Source organism: Devosia sp. CAU 1758 (genome assembly GCF_054482695.1).
In genome coordinates this window covers 133299-148736 of the sequence record NZ_JBTLRJ010000004.1, presented here as the reverse complement: position 1 = coordinate 148736, position 15438 = coordinate 133299, and the positions used below count along the sequence as shown (strand labels likewise).

The window sequence follows — 15438 nt, the reverse complement described above, 5'->3', positions numbered from 1 at the left end:
ATCAAAGATCAGGTTTAGTCTTGCGTACCGAGTGTCTTGCCCAATGGTCCCGTCCTTTTCTCGCTCTGCCTCGGCCGTCCTTCGCGGCACTATCCTGAGTCTGGTCGTGGTGGCGCTGGCCGCCTGCGGCAGCATGGGTGGGCTCTACAATGCCATTCCCGGCGACAACCGCCCGCATGCCAAAGTTGACCGGGCGCGGGGCATGCCGATCCAGGGGATCGACGTGGCGCGGTACCAGGAAAATGTCGATTTTGGCCGGGCACGCTCGGCCGGAACGCATTTCGTGTTCATGAAAGCGACCGAGGGCAAGGACTATATCGACCCCAATTTCCGCACCAATTGGGACCGTGCGCGCGATGCCGGCATGCCGCGCGGCGCCTATCACTTCATGACCTGGTGCTCGCTGGCGTCGGAACAGGCGGCCTGGTTCACCCAGAACGTGCCCTATGACCCGAGCGCCCTGCCGCCGGTTCTGGATCTGGAATGGAACAACCATTCGAGCTGCAAGGTAAAGCCGAGCAAGCAAGATGCACTGGAAAAGATCCGGCTGATGCTCGACGTGATGGAGCGCCATAGCGGTAAATTGCCGATCATCTATACCGACATGAATTTCCACCGTGATGTGCTGGACGGGGAATATTTTCCCAATGCCTTCTGGCTGCGCTCAACCGCCGCAGAGCCGCATGAGCGTTACAACAACCGGCCCTGGACCTTCTGGCAATATACCCAGACCGGCGTCGTGCCGGGCGTGCGCGGCGAGGTCGACCGCAATGTGTTCTATGGTTCGACCGAGGACTGGCTGATGTTCCTCCACACGGGCTGCGATCCGCGCGCGATTGCGAGCCTGCAGGCCAGCGGCCGCTGCCTGCCCGCCAAGTAGCGTTCTACTTTAAGCCTACCCAAGCCCCGGGGCGCCGCATAAAGTTGCGGCGCGAGATGGGATTGGATGGAGTGGGTCATGGATATCTTGGGTGGGCTGGACGGGCTCAGCGCCGCGCTTATCGGACTGGGCGTTCTGCTGGTGCTAGTGCTGTTTGCCGGCGCCAAAACAGTGCCGCAGGGCTATAACTTCACCATCGAGCGCTTCGGCAAATATACACGCACACTCAAGCCCGGCCTCAATCTGATCGTGCCGTTCATCGATAGTATCGGCAAGCGGATCAATGTGATGGAGCAGGTGCTCGATGTGCCGCACCAGGAGGTGATCACGCGTGACAATGCGTCGATCACCGCCAATGGCGTTACCTTCTACCAGATACTGGATGCAGCGGCGGCGGCCTATGAGGTGTCCAACCTCGAAAATGCCATCCTCAACCTTACTATGACCAATATCCGCACGGTCATGGGCTCGATGGACCTCGATGAATTACTGTCCAACCGCGACGAGATTAACCACCGGCTGCTCAAGGTGGTCGACACGGCGGTCTCGCCCTGGGGCGTCAAGATCACCCGCATCGAGATCAAGGACATCGACCCGCCCAAGGATCTCGTCGACTCCATGGGCCGGCAGATGAAGGCCGAGCGCGAGAAACGCGCCGCCATTCTTGAAGCCGAAGGCCGTCGACAGTCGGCAATCCTCCAGGCCGAGGGCGCCAAGCAGGCGCAGGTGCTCGAAGCCGAGGGCCGCAAGGAAGCCGCCTTCCGCGACGCCGAGGCGCGCGAGCGCTCCGCCGAGGCGGAAGCCAAGGCCACGCAGATGGTGTCGGACGCGATAGCCTCGGGCAATGTGCAGGCGATCAACTATTTCGTCGCTAATAATTACATCAAGGCGCTTGAGGGCATCGCCACTTCGCCCAACCAGAAGCTGCTGATGCTACCGCTCGATGCCTCCAGCGTCATCGGCGCCATTGGTGGCATTGCCGAGATCGCGCGCGAAACCTTTGGCGGCGAGAAGCCGGCCGGGCAGCATCGTCCCGGCAGCCGCCCGCCCAATACCACGCCGCCGGCAAGCAGGTGATCGGGGGGCACCATGCAGATCATCGCATTTCTGGGTGAAAATGCCCCCTGGAGCTGGATCATCGCCGGTCTTGTACTGCTGGCGCTGGAACTGGTGTTGCCGGGCGGGTTCCTGTTGTGGATGGGCATTGCAGGCATCCTGACCGGCCTTTTGACCCTGTTCCAGCCGCTCGACTGGCCCGTGCAATGGCTGGTCTTCGGGATGCTGTCGCTGGTCAGCATCCTCATCTGGGTGCGGCTGAACCGAAATCGCGCCGCCCAGAGCGACCGACCCATGCTCAACCGCCGGGCCGAGCAGTTCATTGGGCAGCAGGCGGTGCTGGACCAGCCGATTTCTGGCGGCTTCGGGCGCCTGGCGCTAGGCGATAGTGTCTGGCGCATTGCCGGGCCGGACCTGCCCGCCGGGGAACGTGTGCGCATTGTCGGCGCCGAAGGCGCGGTGTTGCGAGTCGAGGCAGTATAGCCACGATCCCGCAAGCATTCGTTAACCATAAACTGAAAGGATGGCGGCTCGATCCCTTTGGGGTCCAGCCGGCTCTCGGGCGCCTGCCGGCATGATATGCGGAGCGGGACGTGGCCCGGCGAGATCTAATAGTGTTGAGCGTGATGCTGGCAAGCGCGGCGCTAGCCGGCGATGCCGTGGCGCAGCCGCTGGGACCGGACGAGATAAAGCTGGACAGCGAACGGCTGACCCCGGGCATTTATCCTGCCGCTCCCAGTCAGAGCAATTCTACCCCAACCGGCGAACCGGCCCATCCACCGGTCGAGCTGGACTGGTCGATCGGTCTCAAGGGCAGCTATACCAGCGCCAGTGACGGCAACAATTTTGTCACTACGCTCAATCCCCAGTTCACCGTCACCCACCAGGGCGTGCGGACCGATCTGGTGCTGAGCGGCAGCGCCGAACTTGCGCGTGCCGGCGATGGCAGTATCGGCGCCACGGCTCTGGGGCTGGACCTTGAGGCGAAGACCCTGCTGGATCGCGATACAACCCTTTTCGGCACGGCCCGACTGGGCCTCACTCAGGACCTGCCGACGACGCCGGGGCTTGATCCGCAGGTCAGCACCCCGCCGCAAGTCCTGACCGGCGCGCTGGGCGGCGCGGTGGACCGGCGTTTCGGACAGTTCAATCTGGGGCTGAAAGGTGCGCTCGAGCGCACCATGAACGGCCCGACAGAGCGCACCGATACCGGCCTGACCGACAATGCAGACCAGAATGTCTGGGAGGGCGATGTCACGCTACGCCTGGGCCTCCAGGCGACACCCATCTTCGAGGTGTTCGGGGAAGCTTCGCTCGGGCGTGACTGGTTCGACCAGGTCGGGGCGGGTGGGGTCAGGACCGACGCCACCAGCCGCACGCTGCGCACCGGCATTGCCGGCAACTGGAATGGTGTGCTCTCGGCCAGCGCCTCGATCGGGCTCGGGCAGCACGACTTCGATGATGCCAGCCTCACAGATATAACCACGAGGCTCTATGATGCGCGCCTGACCTTCACGCCGGACCCCACTCTCAACCTCGGGGCATCTCTGACGACGAGCGTGACGCCCACCGGCACCGATGCGAACGGCACCGCGCGGGTGGCCCATATCGCCGCCGCTAATGCCGATTATACCGTCAATTCCTGGCTCCGGCTGCGCGCCTCGGCCGACTGGACCCAGTCCTGGCTGGAAGGCAGTGGCGAGAGCGAACGTCGCCATGGTCTGGGCGCCGGAGTCGACTACAAGATCAATTCCCGCACCTCCCTTTCAGCCGATTACGGTTATGCCCACCGCGACAACAGCGCGACGGGCACTTTCCAAAGCCATACAGTCAGCCTGGGCGTGACGCTGAGGCGCTAGAGCTGGTCTTCCAGGTCGAGCTTGCGCAATTCCTCGATGAAGCCGGGGCGGATGTCGGGGCGGTCGAGGGCGAACACCACATTGGCAGTCAGGAAGCCCAGCTTGGAGCCGCAGTCATAGACCTTGCCTTCATATTTGACGCCGGTGAAGCGCTGCTGGCCCATCAATGTCTGCATGGCGTCGGTCAGCTGGATTTCGCCACCCGCGCCGCGCGTCTGCTCGGCCAGCAGCGCAAAGATCTCGGGTTGCAGGATGTAGCGGCCTGAGATGAAGAGATTCGACGGCGCGTCCTCGCGTTTGGGCTTTTCCACCATGCCATTGATCGCAAAGCCCTGGTCCGGGCCATCGCCGCGCACCACCACGCCATAGGAAGACACATCCTCCCAGGCGCATTCCTCCACCCCGATGATATTGCCCGAGCGCTCCTCATAGGCGTCCATCATCTGCTTGAGCACGCCAGGCTTGGCGCGGAAGATCATGTCGGGCAGCAGCAGCGCAAAGGGCTGGTCCCCAACGATGTCGCGGGCGCACCAGACCGCGTGGCCCAGGCCCAGCGGTTCCTGCTGGCGGGTGAAGCTGGTGCGGCCGGCCGAGGGGAGATCCTTGCGGAGTTCGTCGAGAGCTTCGGTCTTGCCGCGGGCCTCCAGCGTCGCCTCCAGCTCGAACTGGCGATCGAAATGATCCTCGATGACACCCTTGTTGCGGCCGGTGACGAAGACGAAATGGTCGATGCCGGCCTCGCGCGCTTCATCCACCGCATATTGGATCAGCGGGCGGTCCACCACGGTCAGCATTTCCTTGGGCATGGACTTGGTGGCCGGCAGAAAACGGGTGCCAAGCCCGGCGACGGGAAAGACGGCAGTGCGGACGCGTTTGGACACGAAAAAGATCTCCCTAGTGGACGCTGATCAGACATAAAGCTAAATCAACATTTGCCATATATCGTTGCCTGCAAATAGCATTTCCGATGCGGAGAGACAGAGAATGACAGTCCTCGTAACCGGCGGCGCCGGCTATATCGGCAGCCATATGGTGCTCAACCTGGCCGATGCCGGCGAAGAGGTGGTGGTGCTGGACAATCTGGTGACCGGCTTTGACTGGGCCATTGATGGGCGCGCCAGGCTCGAAACCGGTAACGCCGGAGACATAGACCGCGTGCTGGCCGTGATCGCCCAGTATGGGGTGAACGAGATCGTGCATTTTGCCGGTTCGATCGTGGTGCCGGAATCGGTGAGCAACCCGCTCAAATATTACGCCAACAATACCGCCACCTCTCGCAATCTCATCGAGGCGGCGGTCAGGGGCGGGGTGAAGCACTTCATTTTCTCGTCCACCGCCGCCGTCTATGGCATGACAGGGCTGGAGCCTGTGGTCGAGGATACGCCGCTCAATCCGATGTCGCCCTATGGGCGAAGCAAGCTGATGACCGAATGGATGCTGGCCGACGTGGCCGCGGCCCATCCCATCACCTTTGGTGTCCTCAGGTACTTCAATGTCGCTGGGGCCGATCCGGGCAAGCGCTCGGGCCAGTCGACGCCCGAGGCAACGCATCTGATCAAGGTGGCTTGCCAGGTGGCGCTGGGCAAGCGCGAGAAGATGGACATCTTCGGCACCGATTACGAAACGCCGGATGGCACCTGCATACGCGATTATATCCATGTCACGGATCTCATTGCGGCTCATGCGCTTCTGCTCAAACACCTGCGCGGCGGCGGGGCGAGCACGACGCTCAATTGTGCCTATGGACAGGGTTATTCGGTGCGCGACGTGGTCGAGACGGTGCGCAAGGTCTCGGGCGTAAACCTGCGGGCTGATGAAGGCCCGCGCCGGGCCGGCGATCCCGCATCGATCACCGCCACAGGCGAAAAGGCCCGGCAATTGCTCGGCTGGGTGCCCCAGCATGACGATCTCAACGAAATCGTCGAGACCGCCTATGCCTGGGAGCGGCACCTGCTGACCCGCAACCGATAGGCAAGGCCATGTCCCCGCGCTGGATAGCAGTGATCTGGCTGGCACTGGCCCAGTCCTGCCTTGCGCAGCCGGCTGAAGACTTCTCGGCTTTCCTCACGCAGTTCCGCAGCGAGGCCACCACATCCGGCGTCAATGGGGCTTTCTATGACGCCATAACATCGGACCTGACCCCTGACCCTCGCGTGCCAAACCTGGTAGAAACCCAGCCCGAGTTCACTACGCCTCTCTGGGACTATCTCGAGACCCGCATCAATGCCGGTCGCATCGAGCGCGGCAAGTCCGCCATGGCGCGCCATGCAGAACTCTTTGCCGGAATCGCCGCGCGCTATGGAGTCGATCCCCATGTGCTGGGCGCGATCTGGGGCATGGAGACCGATTATGGCGCGGTACTGGGCAATGAGAGCCTGATCCGGCCGATTCTGCGCTCCCTCGCCACGGTCGCCTGGCAGCGCCGCAGCCGCTTTGTCGAAGACAAGGCCGATTTCGTCGCCGCACTCAAGCTCACAGCTCTCAATGGCGGGATTTCCCCCATTGGCTCCTGGGCCGGGGCTATCGGGCATTTGCAGGTGAACCCCTCCAATGTCCTGACCAATGGCACGGATGGGGATGGCGACGGGCGGGTGGATCTGCATGGCTCGCTGGCAGATGCCCTGGCCACCAGCGCGGTCTATCTGCGACGTCTCGGCTATCAACCAGGGCTGGATTGGGGCTTCGAGGTGGATGTGCCGGCGGGCTTTGACTATCTGCTGGCGACCCGCGAGCAGTTGCGACCCATTCGCTTCTTTGCCGAGGGCGGCATTGTCCGCGTCGCCGGGCGGCAGTTTGCCGATCTCGACACACCGGTCTTCCTCTATGTCCCGACCGGCAAGGATGGACCGAAATTCCTGATGACGGCCAATTACCTGGTGTTCAAGGGTTATAATTTCTCCGACAGCTACGCCATGGCTGTGGCCCACCTGACCGACCGGCTCAAAGGTGGCGGCCCCTTTGTGACGCCTTGGCCGCGCGATACCCCATTACCCGACCTGGCGCAGCGCGTGGCCATCCAGGAAACGCTCAAGCGCCTTGGCTATTACGACGGCGCGGTGGACGGCCGGCTCGGCCCGATCACCCAGGCAGCCTACGCCCGCTTCCAGGCCGGCAATGGGCAGGTGGCGGATGGGTTCATCACCAGGGGTTCGGCCGAGGCGCTGGCTGCAACCGCGCGGTAACGCTGAGGCGAGCGGCGTGGTCTAGCCTTTGCGAGAATGCTAAAAGGCGGCGAACGGTTTTCGGATACGACAATGACGCGGTTTCTCTTTGTTTTTCTGGCCGGACTGGTGTTCCTCGGTCCGGCTGCTCCGGTCCTGGCGCAGTCAGTGTCCGCGGACCGGATGGAGCTGGCCCAAGCTGAACAACCGCGCCGCCGGACCTTGTTCGACCTGCTGTTCGGTGACGAGCCTGCCCCGGCGCCACAGGTGCAGCAGACCCAGCCGCGTCCGCAAGCCAAACCGGCAGCAGCGCCCCCGCCGCCCGCGGCTCCCACGGTGGACAAGGCGCCAGATGCAACTCGTCTCGCCGTGTTCGGCGATTCCATGGCCATCGACCTGACCAAGGCGCTGGAGCGCTTCTATGCCGAGGATCCCAATCTCGTGGTGATCGGGCAGGGTGTTAGTTCCTCGGGCTTTGTCCGGGACGATTTCTTTGACTGGAATGCGGCTATTGCCGAGCAGATTGCGGCCGACACATTCGATATTGCCGTGATTACTATCGGCATCAATGACCGGCAGGAGATTAGTGCCGGTGGCCAGACATATGAGGCCCTGTCGGAGGGCTGGAGCACCGCCTATCAGGCGCGGCTCAACACGTTCCTTGGGCAATTGCGCGCCGCCCGCAAGCCGGTGGTGTGGATGGGCCTGCCGCCCATGTCGCGCAGCCAGTATTCGGCCGCGATGACCCAGATTACCGCGCTGCATCGTCTGGCGGCCTTTTCCGGAGGCGCCGAATTTGTCGATATCTATGATCGCTTTGCCGATGCCGAGGGAAAGTACACCGCCTATGGGCCGGATGTGAACGGCCAGAATGCGTTGATGCGCAAGGATGACGGCATCCATTATTCAGCGGCCGGGTCAGACAAACTTGCCTTCTACATCAGCCAGTCGATCCGCAATTTCTATCGCGGCGGGCGGGTAAGCGTTGCGGTGGTCGACCCCTTGCAAGGAACTGATGCCGCTACCATGCTGCGACCGCCGCATCAGGGTCTGGGCCAAATCCGCTTGCTGGAAGTGGCCGGTGCGGTCATGCCCCTCAGCCGCGCCCCAGACCGCGCCAGCGGCCTGGTGCTGGCCAATGGCGTGCCAGAGGCGCCGGCCGCCTTCCCGCTCGATCAGTTGGTGCAGGCGCCAATGGGCCGGGTCGACGCTTTCGGGGTCGGTGTCACAGCCGATGAGGAAACGCCTGAAGAGGCCGCAGCGGCTCAGTAAGGCGCCATGCCTACGGCAACGAGCGCCAGCATTTCAGAACGGGCGGCGCCGGTTCCGGCCGCGCTGGTGGCCATGATTGCAAAAATCAGCAGAAGCAGTGCAGCGGCCAGACGCATAGGGAAACTCCCCTAAGGGTTGCTGCGTCATCTCTGCGCCTGTCCGGAGCACGATTCAACGGCAGCATTAAGACTTGCTTAACGCTGAAAATTTTCGACAAATTCCGCGAAACGGCCCTCAGCCGCCGAGCAGGCCGCTGGCCCTGATGCCATCGAAGATGAACTGCACGGCGAGCGCCGCCAGCAGGATGCCCACAATACGCGAGACCACCGAGAGACCGGTGAGACCCAGCAACCGCTGAATCGGAATGGCAATCAACAGCGTCAGCCAGCACAGCGCCAGGATGACCACGATGGCGGCCAGCACCAGCCAGAATTCCAAGTCCGACTGTGCACCCGTTGTGAGCAGGATCACCGCGCTGATGGCACCGGGGCCGGCCATCAAGGGCATAGCAAGCGGAAACACCGAAATGTCGTGGCTCTGGCGGGCTTCCACCTCTTCCTCATCGGTAGTGCCGGTGCCGCCTGAATGACGCGCAAACACCATGTCGATGGCGATGAGCAGCAGGAGAATGCCGCCCGCCGTGCGCAGGGCCGGAATGGTGATGCCGAAGAGGTCGAGGATGGCATTGCCGAGCACGGCGAAGAACAGAAGGATGCCCACGGCCACCAGCACGCCGCGCGTGGCAAAGGTGCGCCGCTCGGATGGCGTATTGTCCTTGGTCAGGGCGGCAAAGATGAAGGCAATGTCGGCCACGCCCACCGTGGCGAACAGCGTGACGAATGCGACAAGAAAAGTGTTCATGATAGCGCCCCGGCCCAGGAGCAAGGACTAGGGCATTTGTGACCGCGCGCCAAGTCCGCGGCTACTATCCTCGCCGCTTCTCGATGGCGTCCCAGATCAGCACCGCAATGTCGGGGCCGCCGAAGCGCTTGATCTCGCGAATGCCGGTGGGGGAGGTGACGTTGATCTCAGTGAGATAGCCGCCGATGACGTCGATGCCGACAAAGATCATGTCGCGCTCTTTCAGCGCTGGTCCAATGGCAGCGCAGATTTTCTTCTCGCGCTCGGTGAGCGCGGAGAGTTCGGGGCGGCCACCCACATGCATGTTGGAGCGGGCTTCGCCATCGGCGGGAATGCGGTTCAAACCCATGACCGGCTCGCCATCGATGATGATGATGCGCTTGTCGCCCTTGCGCACATCGGGCAGGTATTGCTGGATCATGAAGGGTTCGCGATAGTTCTGCTCGAACAGTTCGAGCAGGCTTGCGAGGTTGTGGTCGCCCTCCTGGATGAAGAACACCCCGGCCCCGCCATTGCCGTAAAGCGGCTTGACGATGATATTGCCGTGTTCCTTGCGGAAGGCTTGTATCTCGGCCCGGTCGCGCGTCACCAGGGTCGGCGGCATCAGCTCGGGGAATTCGGTGACGAGGATTTTCTCGGGCGCGTTGCGCACCGCCGCAGGTGGGTTGACCACAAGTGTTTTGGGGTGAATACGCTCGAGCAGATGCGTGAGCGTGATGTAGTTCATGTCGAAGGGCGGGTCCTGGCGCATCAGCACCACGTCCTGGGTGGAGAGTTCCACCCGCGCCGCCTCACCCAAACTGAAATGCTGTCCCTTTTCGGCGTCGGCCACCTTTATCGGCTGGCAGAGGGCACTCACCTTGTTGTCGCGCATGGACAACGTGTCAGGGGTATAATGGAGCAGTTCGTGCCCGCGCGCCTGTGCCTCGAGCATCATGGCAAAGGTCGAATCGCCGTGCGGGTTGATACTGGCGACATGGTCCATCTGGATGGCGACTTTGAGCGTCATGACATCTCTCAACTGGCGGAAAAGGCATTGATCAGATGGCGCGGCCAGCGGCCCGGTGCAAGGAAAATCACGTCAAAACGAAAGTCCTTGCCTATAGCGTCAGGGTTTCCGGCCAGCCAGAGCTGGGCCGCCCGGATGATCCGGCTTCGATTGACCGCGGCATAGGTCAGCGCCGCATCAGCATCGCGGGCACGCTGTTTGACCTCGACGAACACTATCGTGTCGCCCCTTTCGGCGACGAGGTCGATTTCCCCCATGGGAGTTTTGAAGCGGCGCTCGCGGATGCGATAGAACTTCATTTGCAGCCACAGCGCCGCCAGGGCTTCGCCCCGGTGTCCCTGCCGATAGGCGGCAACGCGACGCTTACTCGGCGTTTTTGAGGGCGAGCGCGGCATCATAGACTTCCTTGCGCTTGAGACCGTAGCGTGCGGTAATCTCGTCGACGGCAGCGCGCAGCGGCTGGTTCTCCATGGCCTGCGACAGGGCCGCCTGCCAGTCCTCTTGTGCCGGGGCGCCGGGTTCGGCAGCGCCCGCAACCACGATCACCGCTTCGCCCTTTGTCTGCTCGGCGGCGAATTGCCTTGTCAGTCCCGACAGCGAACCGCGAAAACTGCGCTCGAACCGCTTGGTCAGTTCCAGCGCCACCACGGCCTGCCGGTCGCCAAAAACCGCCGCCATCGAAGCGAGGCTGCCCGCCAGCCGCCGTGGTGATTCGTAGAACACCATGGTTTCACGTGAATCCTTGAGCCTCTCCAGCGCATTGGCGCGGGCGCCAGCCTTGGGGGGCAGGAAGCCGTGAAAGGTGAAGGCATCTGTTGGCAAGCCGGCCACGACAAGGGCCGAGAGCAGCGCCGAGGCGCCGGGAATGGGAAAGACCGGCAGGTTCTCCTCGGCCAGAGTCCGGATCAGGGGAAAACCGGGATCGGAGAGCAGCGGCGTGCCCGCATCGGAAATCAGCGCAAAGGCGCCGCCGGCGGCAATGCGGTTGGCAATGTCGGCGGCCTTGTCACGCTCATTGTGCTCGTGCAGCGCGATGCGGCGGCCCCTGATGCCGTAGTGATCGAGCAGCTTGGCCGAGGTGCGGGTGTCTTCACACAGCACCGCATCGGCGGCGGCCAGGGTTTCGAGCGCCCTCAGGGTAATGTCGCGCAGATTACCGATGGGCGTGGCGACGACGTAGAGGCCAGGCGCCAGAGGTGGCGCCTCGAAGCGGGTGCCGGCGATGAAATAGTCTCGGGTCTCGTCGGCCATCGGGCTCTCTTGGTCCGTTCTCAAACTTTGGTTAACCATATGGCGCGACCTTGTTAACACATTGTGAGCGTTTCGGACGGCATCGCGTGGCTTTTGGGGACAATGGGGCAGGCTGGACACGCCGCTCGGCAATCGCCGGGCTGGCATCGCTTTTGGCCGCCTGCTCGCCCGGTTCGATGCAATGGGGTTCCCGTTCATTTTCACTGCCCTGGGGTCAGGACAATGCCGGCGGCCCACTGGCCCCGGTCTCGACCATGCCGGCCCAACGCTTCGGACGGGGCCCGGTCAATGTGGCATTGCTGCTGCCGCTTTCGGGTGATCCGGCGCTGGCGCAACTGGGCATTGCGCTGGCCAATGCGAGCCGGCTGGCGATCGCGTTCATCGAGGCCAATCCCAATATCGGGGAGAATATCACCATCTCGCTGCGCGATACCGGCGACAGCGCCGCCGGAGCCACCAGTGCGGCCAGCGCAGCCATCGACGAAGGGGCCAAGCTGATCCTGGGTCCGGTCAAGGCCGACCAGGTCACGGCGGCCGGGGCATTGGCCCGGGCCAGTGGCATTCCGCTGATCGGCTTTGCCAATAATGGTGCGGTGGCCGGACCGGGCGTCCATGTTCTCAACGTGCTGCCCGAAACCGAAATGAAGCGCGCCGTGATCTTTCTGCGCGAGCAGGGACGGCGCGGGCCAGCAGGCATCTTTCCAGCGACGCCCTATGGAGAGGCCCTGGCCACGGCCTTCCGCCAGCAGGCCATCGCCGCCGGTTTCAATCCCGGCGCGGTCTATACCTTTTCCGACCTGAGCGAGGCGCAGGGCATCGTCAACCAGGCCAAGCCGATGACCGAGACCGGCATGATCGACGCGCTGTTCCTGCCCGATCGGGCGAGCGCGGCGACCTTTGCCGGTCTTCTCATGCAATCGGGCATCAATATGGGTGAGGTGCAGCTCGTGGGATCGGCGGACTGGGCCAATGATCCGGGGCTCCTCGCCAATCCGGCGCTGATCGGCGCCATTTTTCCGGCAGTGGACGAGGCCGGGCTCAACGCCATCCGCGCCGATTATGCCAACCGCTTCGGTGGCGTCCCGCCGCAAATGGCGACCATTGCCTATACGGCCACGATTCTGGCCAATGTGAACACGCTCTCGCTGGCCACACCGCCCTATGACGCGGCCCTGCTGACCAATCCGGCCGGCTTTGCCGGTCGCGATGGGCTGTTCCGGCTCAACGCCAACGGCAAAAGCGATTATGCGCTGGTCATCCGGCAGATCGGGGCAGGGGGTGTCCTCACGACGCTGGACGGGGCGAAGCTTTAGGCCGCCAGGTCCGCCACCACGGCGTCAAGCACGGGAAAGCCCTTTTCGGTCACGCGGATATTGCCATTGGGCAGGGTCTCGACAAAGCCATAACCCTTCAAGGCCGCAATCTGCTGTTCGGAAATGCCGCGGCCGGAGATGGACATGAAGCGGGAGGGCGAGATGCCTTCCTTCAGCCGCAGGCCCATGACGAGGAATTCGTCGCCCTGTTCTTCCCAGGTCAGCACATCGTCAGTGACCATGCCATGGCCATTGGTCTCGACCCGGCTCAGCCAGTCGAAGGGCATTTTCTCGGTCGCAGTGGCGTGGCGCTGGTGGTTGACGAGAAGCCTGCCATGGGCACCCGGGCCGATGCCGGCATATTCGCCATAGCGCCAATAGAGCATGTTGTGCCGGCTTTCCTGGCCGGGCACGGCATGGTTGGAAATTTCATAGGCCGGCATGCCGGCTTCTTTGGTCAGGTCCTGTGTAAGCTCATAGAAATCAGCGGCCAGGTCTTCATTGGGCATCTGCAGCTTGCCGGCGTTGAAGAGGTCGAAGTATCGTGTCCCCTGCTCGATGGTGAGCTGGTAAAGGCTCAGATGCCCGCGCGCCAGCCAGATGGCCTCCTTGAGCTCGTCTTCCCAGTCCTCCAGCGTCTGTTTGGGACGAGCATAGATAAGATCGAAGCTCGAGCGATCGAAGATCGACTGGGCGATGCGAACAGCAGCAACGGCCTCTTCCACCGTGTGGCGGCGGCCGAGTTCAGCCAGCGGCCCGGGGCGCAGGGATTGCACGCCGAGCGAAACACGATTGATGCCGGCGGAGCGGAAGCCGCGGAAGCGCTCGACTTCGACACTGGTGGGATTGGCCTCGAGCGTGATCTCGGCATTACCGTCGATCTGCCATTCGCCCGACACCGCATCGAGAATCGCGCCAACGGCCTTTGGCGACATCAGCGAGGGCGTGCCGCCACCAAAGAAGATGGACTGCACCAGCCGCCCCGGCGACAACGCCGCCATGTGCGCGATTTCCTTCCGGTATCCCTCGACAAAGGCATCCTCATCGAAGTGGCCCCGATGGACATGGGAATTGAAGTCGCAATAGGGGCATTTGGCCGCGCAGAACGGCCAGTGGATATAGACACCGAAGAGGTCGTTGGCGTTAGCCTTGCTCAACCTGGTTCTCCACAAAGAGCGCAAAGGCGCGGGCACGGTGCGATAGCCCCTTCTGGCCGGGCGACCATGAGTGCTTGGTTTCGGCGGCCATTTCGCCAAAGGTGATGTCGTGGCCGTCGGGCATGAACATCGGATCATAACCGTGGCCAATATCGCCGCGCGGCGGCCAGACCAGCGTGCCATCGCAGCGGCCGACATAGAGCATGTCGCGGCCGTCGGGATGGGCGAGGCACAGCGTGGCATTGAACGAAGCGCGGCGCAGGGAGGGCGAGGTGGCATTGGCCGCCTGTAAGGCATCCTCGACCCGCTTCATGGCGCGGTTGAAATCGCGCGGCACGCCGGCCCAGTCGGCGGTATAGACCCCCGGATCGCCGCCGAGCGCGTCGACGCAAAGGCCCGAATCATCGCTCAGCGCCAGTATATTGGCGCCCCTGGCGGCGGCATGGGCCTTGGTGCGGGCGTTTTCGGCAAAGGTCGTGCCGGTTTCTTCGGGCTCGGGCAGGCCCAGTTCCCCGGCCGAGACCAGCTCCAGCCCGAAGGGCTCGAACAGCTCGCGGAATTCCTTGAGTTTGCCGGCATTGTGCGTGGCAATGCAGAGACGGTCACCGGCATGGAGGCGGGGAATGCTCACTTCCGGCCTCCATCAAGGGCTCGGGAGATATCGTTCCAGATGGCGCAGCTGGCCTCACTAAAGGCCTCCTCACCCGGCCTTTCAGGCCGACCTTCCCCACAAGGGGATAGGTTTCTTTGCGCGACGTCGAATGCCCCCTTCACCTCTCCCTGGGGGGAAAGGTCGCCGGCGGGAGAGGGGGCCTTGCGACGAAACATCATCATGCGCTCAATGCCACCTTCTGCATCACGCTCAACTCGCCAATGCCCTGTTCGGCCAGCGACATCAGGCTGTCGAGTTCCTCGCGGCTGAACGGCGCGCCCTCGGCGGTGCCCTGGATTTCAACGAATTTGCCCGAACCGGTCATGACGAAATTGGCGTCAGTCTCGGCTTCCACGTCTTCGAGATAATCGAGATCGAGCACCGGCGTACCACGATAGATGCCGCAGGAAATGGCCGCCACCGAATCGATCAGCGCCTTGCCCTTGGTGAGGTGGCGCGCTTCCATCCATTTGATCGCATCGACCAGTGCCACATAGGCGCCGGTGATAGAGGCGGTACGGGTGCCACCATCGGCTTCGAGCACATCACAATCGAGCGTGATCTGGACTTCGCCTAAGGCCTCCATGTCGACAACGGCGCGCAGCGAGCGGCCGATGAGGCGCTGGATTTCCTGGGTGCGTCCGGATTGCTTGCCGGCCGTAGCCTCGCGGCGGGTGCGCGAACCGGTGGCGCGGGGCAGCATGCCATATTCGGCGGTGACCCAACCCTTGCCCTTGCCGCGCAGCCAGCCGGGCACGCTGGTTTCGACCGAGGCCGTGCAGAGCACCTTGGTGTTGCCGAAGGCGACGAGGCACGAGCCTTCGGCCTTCATGGCGACGTTGCGCTCAAGGGTCACCGCCCGCATGTCGGAGGCTTGTCTGCCGGATGGCCGCATCATGAATCCAGTATCTATTGCCGTTAACCGCCTCTTAACCCTCATCGCCCCGGCTCACAAGCGCCGGGCGCT

The 15438-nt window shown here is 63.1% G+C and carries 17 protein-coding genes; 8 read left to right on the top strand and 9 right to left on the bottom strand.

The features are described 5' to 3' along the window. Nucleotides 1-43 precede the first annotated feature (43 nt). From ACXYMS_RS14195 to ACXYMS_RS14180, 4 genes are all read left to right on the top strand, one after another. On the top strand, nt 44-880 hold the full coding sequence (locus ACXYMS_RS14195) for a glycoside hydrolase family 25 protein (protein ID WP_458907306.1): 837 nt from the start codon (nt 44-46) through the stop codon (nt 878-880). 78 nt (nt 881-958) lie between these two features. After that, the gene (locus tag ACXYMS_RS14190) at nt 959-1957 is read left to right on the top strand and encodes an SPFH domain-containing protein (protein ID WP_458907304.1); all 999 of its coding nucleotides are present in this window, start codon (nt 959-961) and stop codon (nt 1955-1957) included. Between the two features lie 12 nt (nt 1958-1969). Beyond that, nucleotides 1970-2419 carry an NfeD family protein gene (locus ACXYMS_RS14185; RefSeq protein WP_458907302.1) on the top strand — a complete coding sequence of 150 codons (450 nt, stop codon included), beginning with the start codon at nt 1970-1972 and terminating at the stop codon, nt 2417-2419. 110 nt (nt 2420-2529) lie between these two features. Then, nucleotides 2530-3795, top strand: coding sequence for a porin (locus ACXYMS_RS14180; RefSeq protein WP_458907300.1), 1266 nt, complete (start codon nt 2530-2532; stop codon nt 3793-3795). On the opposite strand, the gene galU is transcribed toward ACXYMS_RS14180, so the two are convergent. After that, entirely contained in the window at nt 3792-4676 is an 885-nt protein-coding gene (galU, locus tag ACXYMS_RS14175) for a UTP--glucose-1-phosphate uridylyltransferase GalU (protein WP_458907298.1), read from the bottom strand. The two genes, ACXYMS_RS14180 and galU, sit on opposite strands and share 4 nt — an antisense overlap. A gap of 103 nt (nt 4677-4779) precedes the next feature. On the opposite strand from galU, the gene galE reads away from it, so the two are divergent. The 3 genes from galE to ACXYMS_RS14160 all read left to right on the top strand — a co-directional run bounded on the left by galE (nt 4780) and on the right by ACXYMS_RS14160 (nt 8228). Then, nucleotides 4780-5766 carry a UDP-glucose 4-epimerase GalE gene (gene galE / locus ACXYMS_RS14170; protein ID WP_458907296.1) on the top strand — a complete coding sequence of 329 codons (987 nt, stop codon included), beginning with the start codon at nt 4780-4782 and terminating at the stop codon, nt 5764-5766. An 8-nt stretch (nt 5767-5774) separates the two neighbouring features. Further along, nucleotides 5775-6977, top strand: a complete 1203-nt coding sequence (locus ACXYMS_RS14165) for a lytic murein transglycosylase (RefSeq protein WP_458907294.1) — start codon at nt 5775-5777, stop codon at nt 6975-6977. A gap of 72 nt (nt 6978-7049) precedes the next feature. Continuing rightward, the gene (locus tag ACXYMS_RS14160) at nt 7050-8228 is read left to right on the top strand and encodes an SGNH/GDSL hydrolase family protein (protein ID WP_458907293.1); all 1179 of its coding nucleotides are present in this window, start codon (nt 7050-7052) and stop codon (nt 8226-8228) included. Here the strand turns inward: ACXYMS_RS14160 and ACXYMS_RS14155 are convergent. From ACXYMS_RS14155 to rsmI, 5 genes are all read right to left on the bottom strand, one after another. Further along, a complete protein-coding gene (locus tag ACXYMS_RS14155) occupies nt 8222-8344 on the bottom strand; it encodes a hypothetical protein (RefSeq protein WP_458907291.1) in 123 nt (40 codons plus the stop codon). The two genes, ACXYMS_RS14160 and ACXYMS_RS14155, sit on opposite strands and share 7 nt — an antisense overlap. A 118-nt stretch (nt 8345-8462) precedes the next feature. Further along, the gene (locus ACXYMS_RS14150; protein WP_458907289.1) at nt 8463-9089 is read right to left on the bottom strand and encodes a MarC family protein; all 627 of its coding nucleotides are present in this window, start codon (nt 9087-9089) and stop codon (nt 8463-8465) included. A gap of 64 nt (nt 9090-9153) precedes the next feature. Beyond that, entirely contained in the window at nt 9154-10098 is a 945-nt protein-coding gene (gshB, locus tag ACXYMS_RS14145; protein ID WP_458907288.1) for a glutathione synthase, read from the bottom strand. Nucleotides 10099-10106: 8 nt separating this feature from the next. Next, nucleotides 10107-10493, bottom strand: coding sequence for a YraN family protein (locus ACXYMS_RS14140; protein ID WP_458907287.1), 387 nt, complete (start codon nt 10491-10493; stop codon nt 10107-10109). After that, the gene (gene rsmI, locus ACXYMS_RS14135) at nt 10462-11349 is read right to left on the bottom strand and encodes a 16S rRNA (cytidine(1402)-2'-O)-methyltransferase (protein ID WP_458907285.1); all 888 of its coding nucleotides are present in this window, start codon (nt 11347-11349) and stop codon (nt 10462-10464) included. Before rsmI ends, ACXYMS_RS14140 begins: the two co-directional genes overlap by 32 nt. A gap of 86 nt (nt 11350-11435) precedes the next feature. Here rsmI and ACXYMS_RS14130 point away from each other — a divergent pair, with 86 nt between their 5' ends. Then, nucleotides 11436-12662, top strand: coding sequence for a penicillin-binding protein activator (locus ACXYMS_RS14130; RefSeq protein WP_458907283.1), 1227 nt, complete (start codon nt 11436-11438; stop codon nt 12660-12662). Here the strand turns inward: ACXYMS_RS14130 and hemW are convergent. The 3 genes from hemW to rph all read right to left on the bottom strand — a co-directional run bounded on the left by hemW (nt 12659) and on the right by rph (nt 15366). Beyond that, nucleotides 12659-13819, bottom strand: coding sequence for a radical SAM family heme chaperone HemW (hemW, locus tag ACXYMS_RS14125; protein ID WP_458907281.1), 1161 nt, complete (start codon nt 13817-13819; stop codon nt 12659-12661). The two genes, ACXYMS_RS14130 and hemW, sit on opposite strands and share 4 nt — an antisense overlap. After that, on the bottom strand, nt 13806-14450 hold the full coding sequence (locus ACXYMS_RS14120; RefSeq protein WP_458907279.1) for a non-canonical purine NTP pyrophosphatase: 645 nt from the start codon (nt 14448-14450) through the stop codon (nt 13806-13808). Before ACXYMS_RS14120 ends, hemW begins: the two co-directional genes overlap by 14 nt. A gap of 199 nt (nt 14451-14649) precedes the next feature. Further along, the gene (rph, locus tag ACXYMS_RS14115) at nt 14650-15366 is read right to left on the bottom strand and encodes a ribonuclease PH (protein ID WP_458907801.1); all 717 of its coding nucleotides are present in this window, start codon (nt 15364-15366) and stop codon (nt 14650-14652) included. Nucleotides 15367-15438 lie beyond the last annotated feature (72 nt).

Coding starts and splice junctions, on each gene's coding strand:
- gshB (WP_458907288.1), bottom strand. CDS start 10,098: ATGACGCTCAAAGTCGCCATCCAGATGGACCATGTCGCCAGTATCAAC.
- ACXYMS_RS14160 (WP_458907293.1), top strand. CDS start 7,050: ATGACGCGGTTTCTCTTTGTTTTTCTGGCCGGACTGGTGTTCCTCGGT.
- galE (WP_458907296.1), top strand. CDS start 4,780: ATGACAGTCCTCGTAACCGGCGGCGCCGGCTATATCGGCAGCCATATG.
- ACXYMS_RS14190 (WP_458907304.1), top strand. CDS start 959: ATGGATATCTTGGGTGGGCTGGACGGGCTCAGCGCCGCGCTTATCGGA.
- ACXYMS_RS14165 (WP_458907294.1), top strand. CDS start 5,775: ATGTCCCCGCGCTGGATAGCAGTGATCTGGCTGGCACTGGCCCAGTCC.
- rph (WP_458907801.1), bottom strand. CDS start 15,366: ATGCGGCCATCCGGCAGACAAGCCTCCGACATGCGGGCGGTGACCCTT.
- ACXYMS_RS14155 (WP_458907291.1), bottom strand. CDS start 8,344: ATGCGTCTGGCCGCTGCACTGCTTCTGCTGATTTTTGCAATCATGGCC.
- ACXYMS_RS14140 (WP_458907287.1), bottom strand. CDS start 10,493: ATGCCGCGCTCGCCCTCAAAAACGCCGAGTAAGCGTCGCGTTGCCGCC.
- ACXYMS_RS14185 (WP_458907302.1), top strand. CDS start 1,970: ATGCAGATCATCGCATTTCTGGGTGAAAATGCCCCCTGGAGCTGGATC.
- ACXYMS_RS14195 (WP_458907306.1), top strand. CDS start 44: ATGGTCCCGTCCTTTTCTCGCTCTGCCTCGGCCGTCCTTCGCGGCACT.
- rsmI (WP_458907285.1), bottom strand. CDS start 11,349: ATGGCCGACGAGACCCGAGACTATTTCATCGCCGGCACCCGCTTCGAG.
- ACXYMS_RS14150 (WP_458907289.1), bottom strand. CDS start 9,089: ATGAACACTTTTCTTGTCGCATTCGTCACGCTGTTCGCCACGGTGGGC.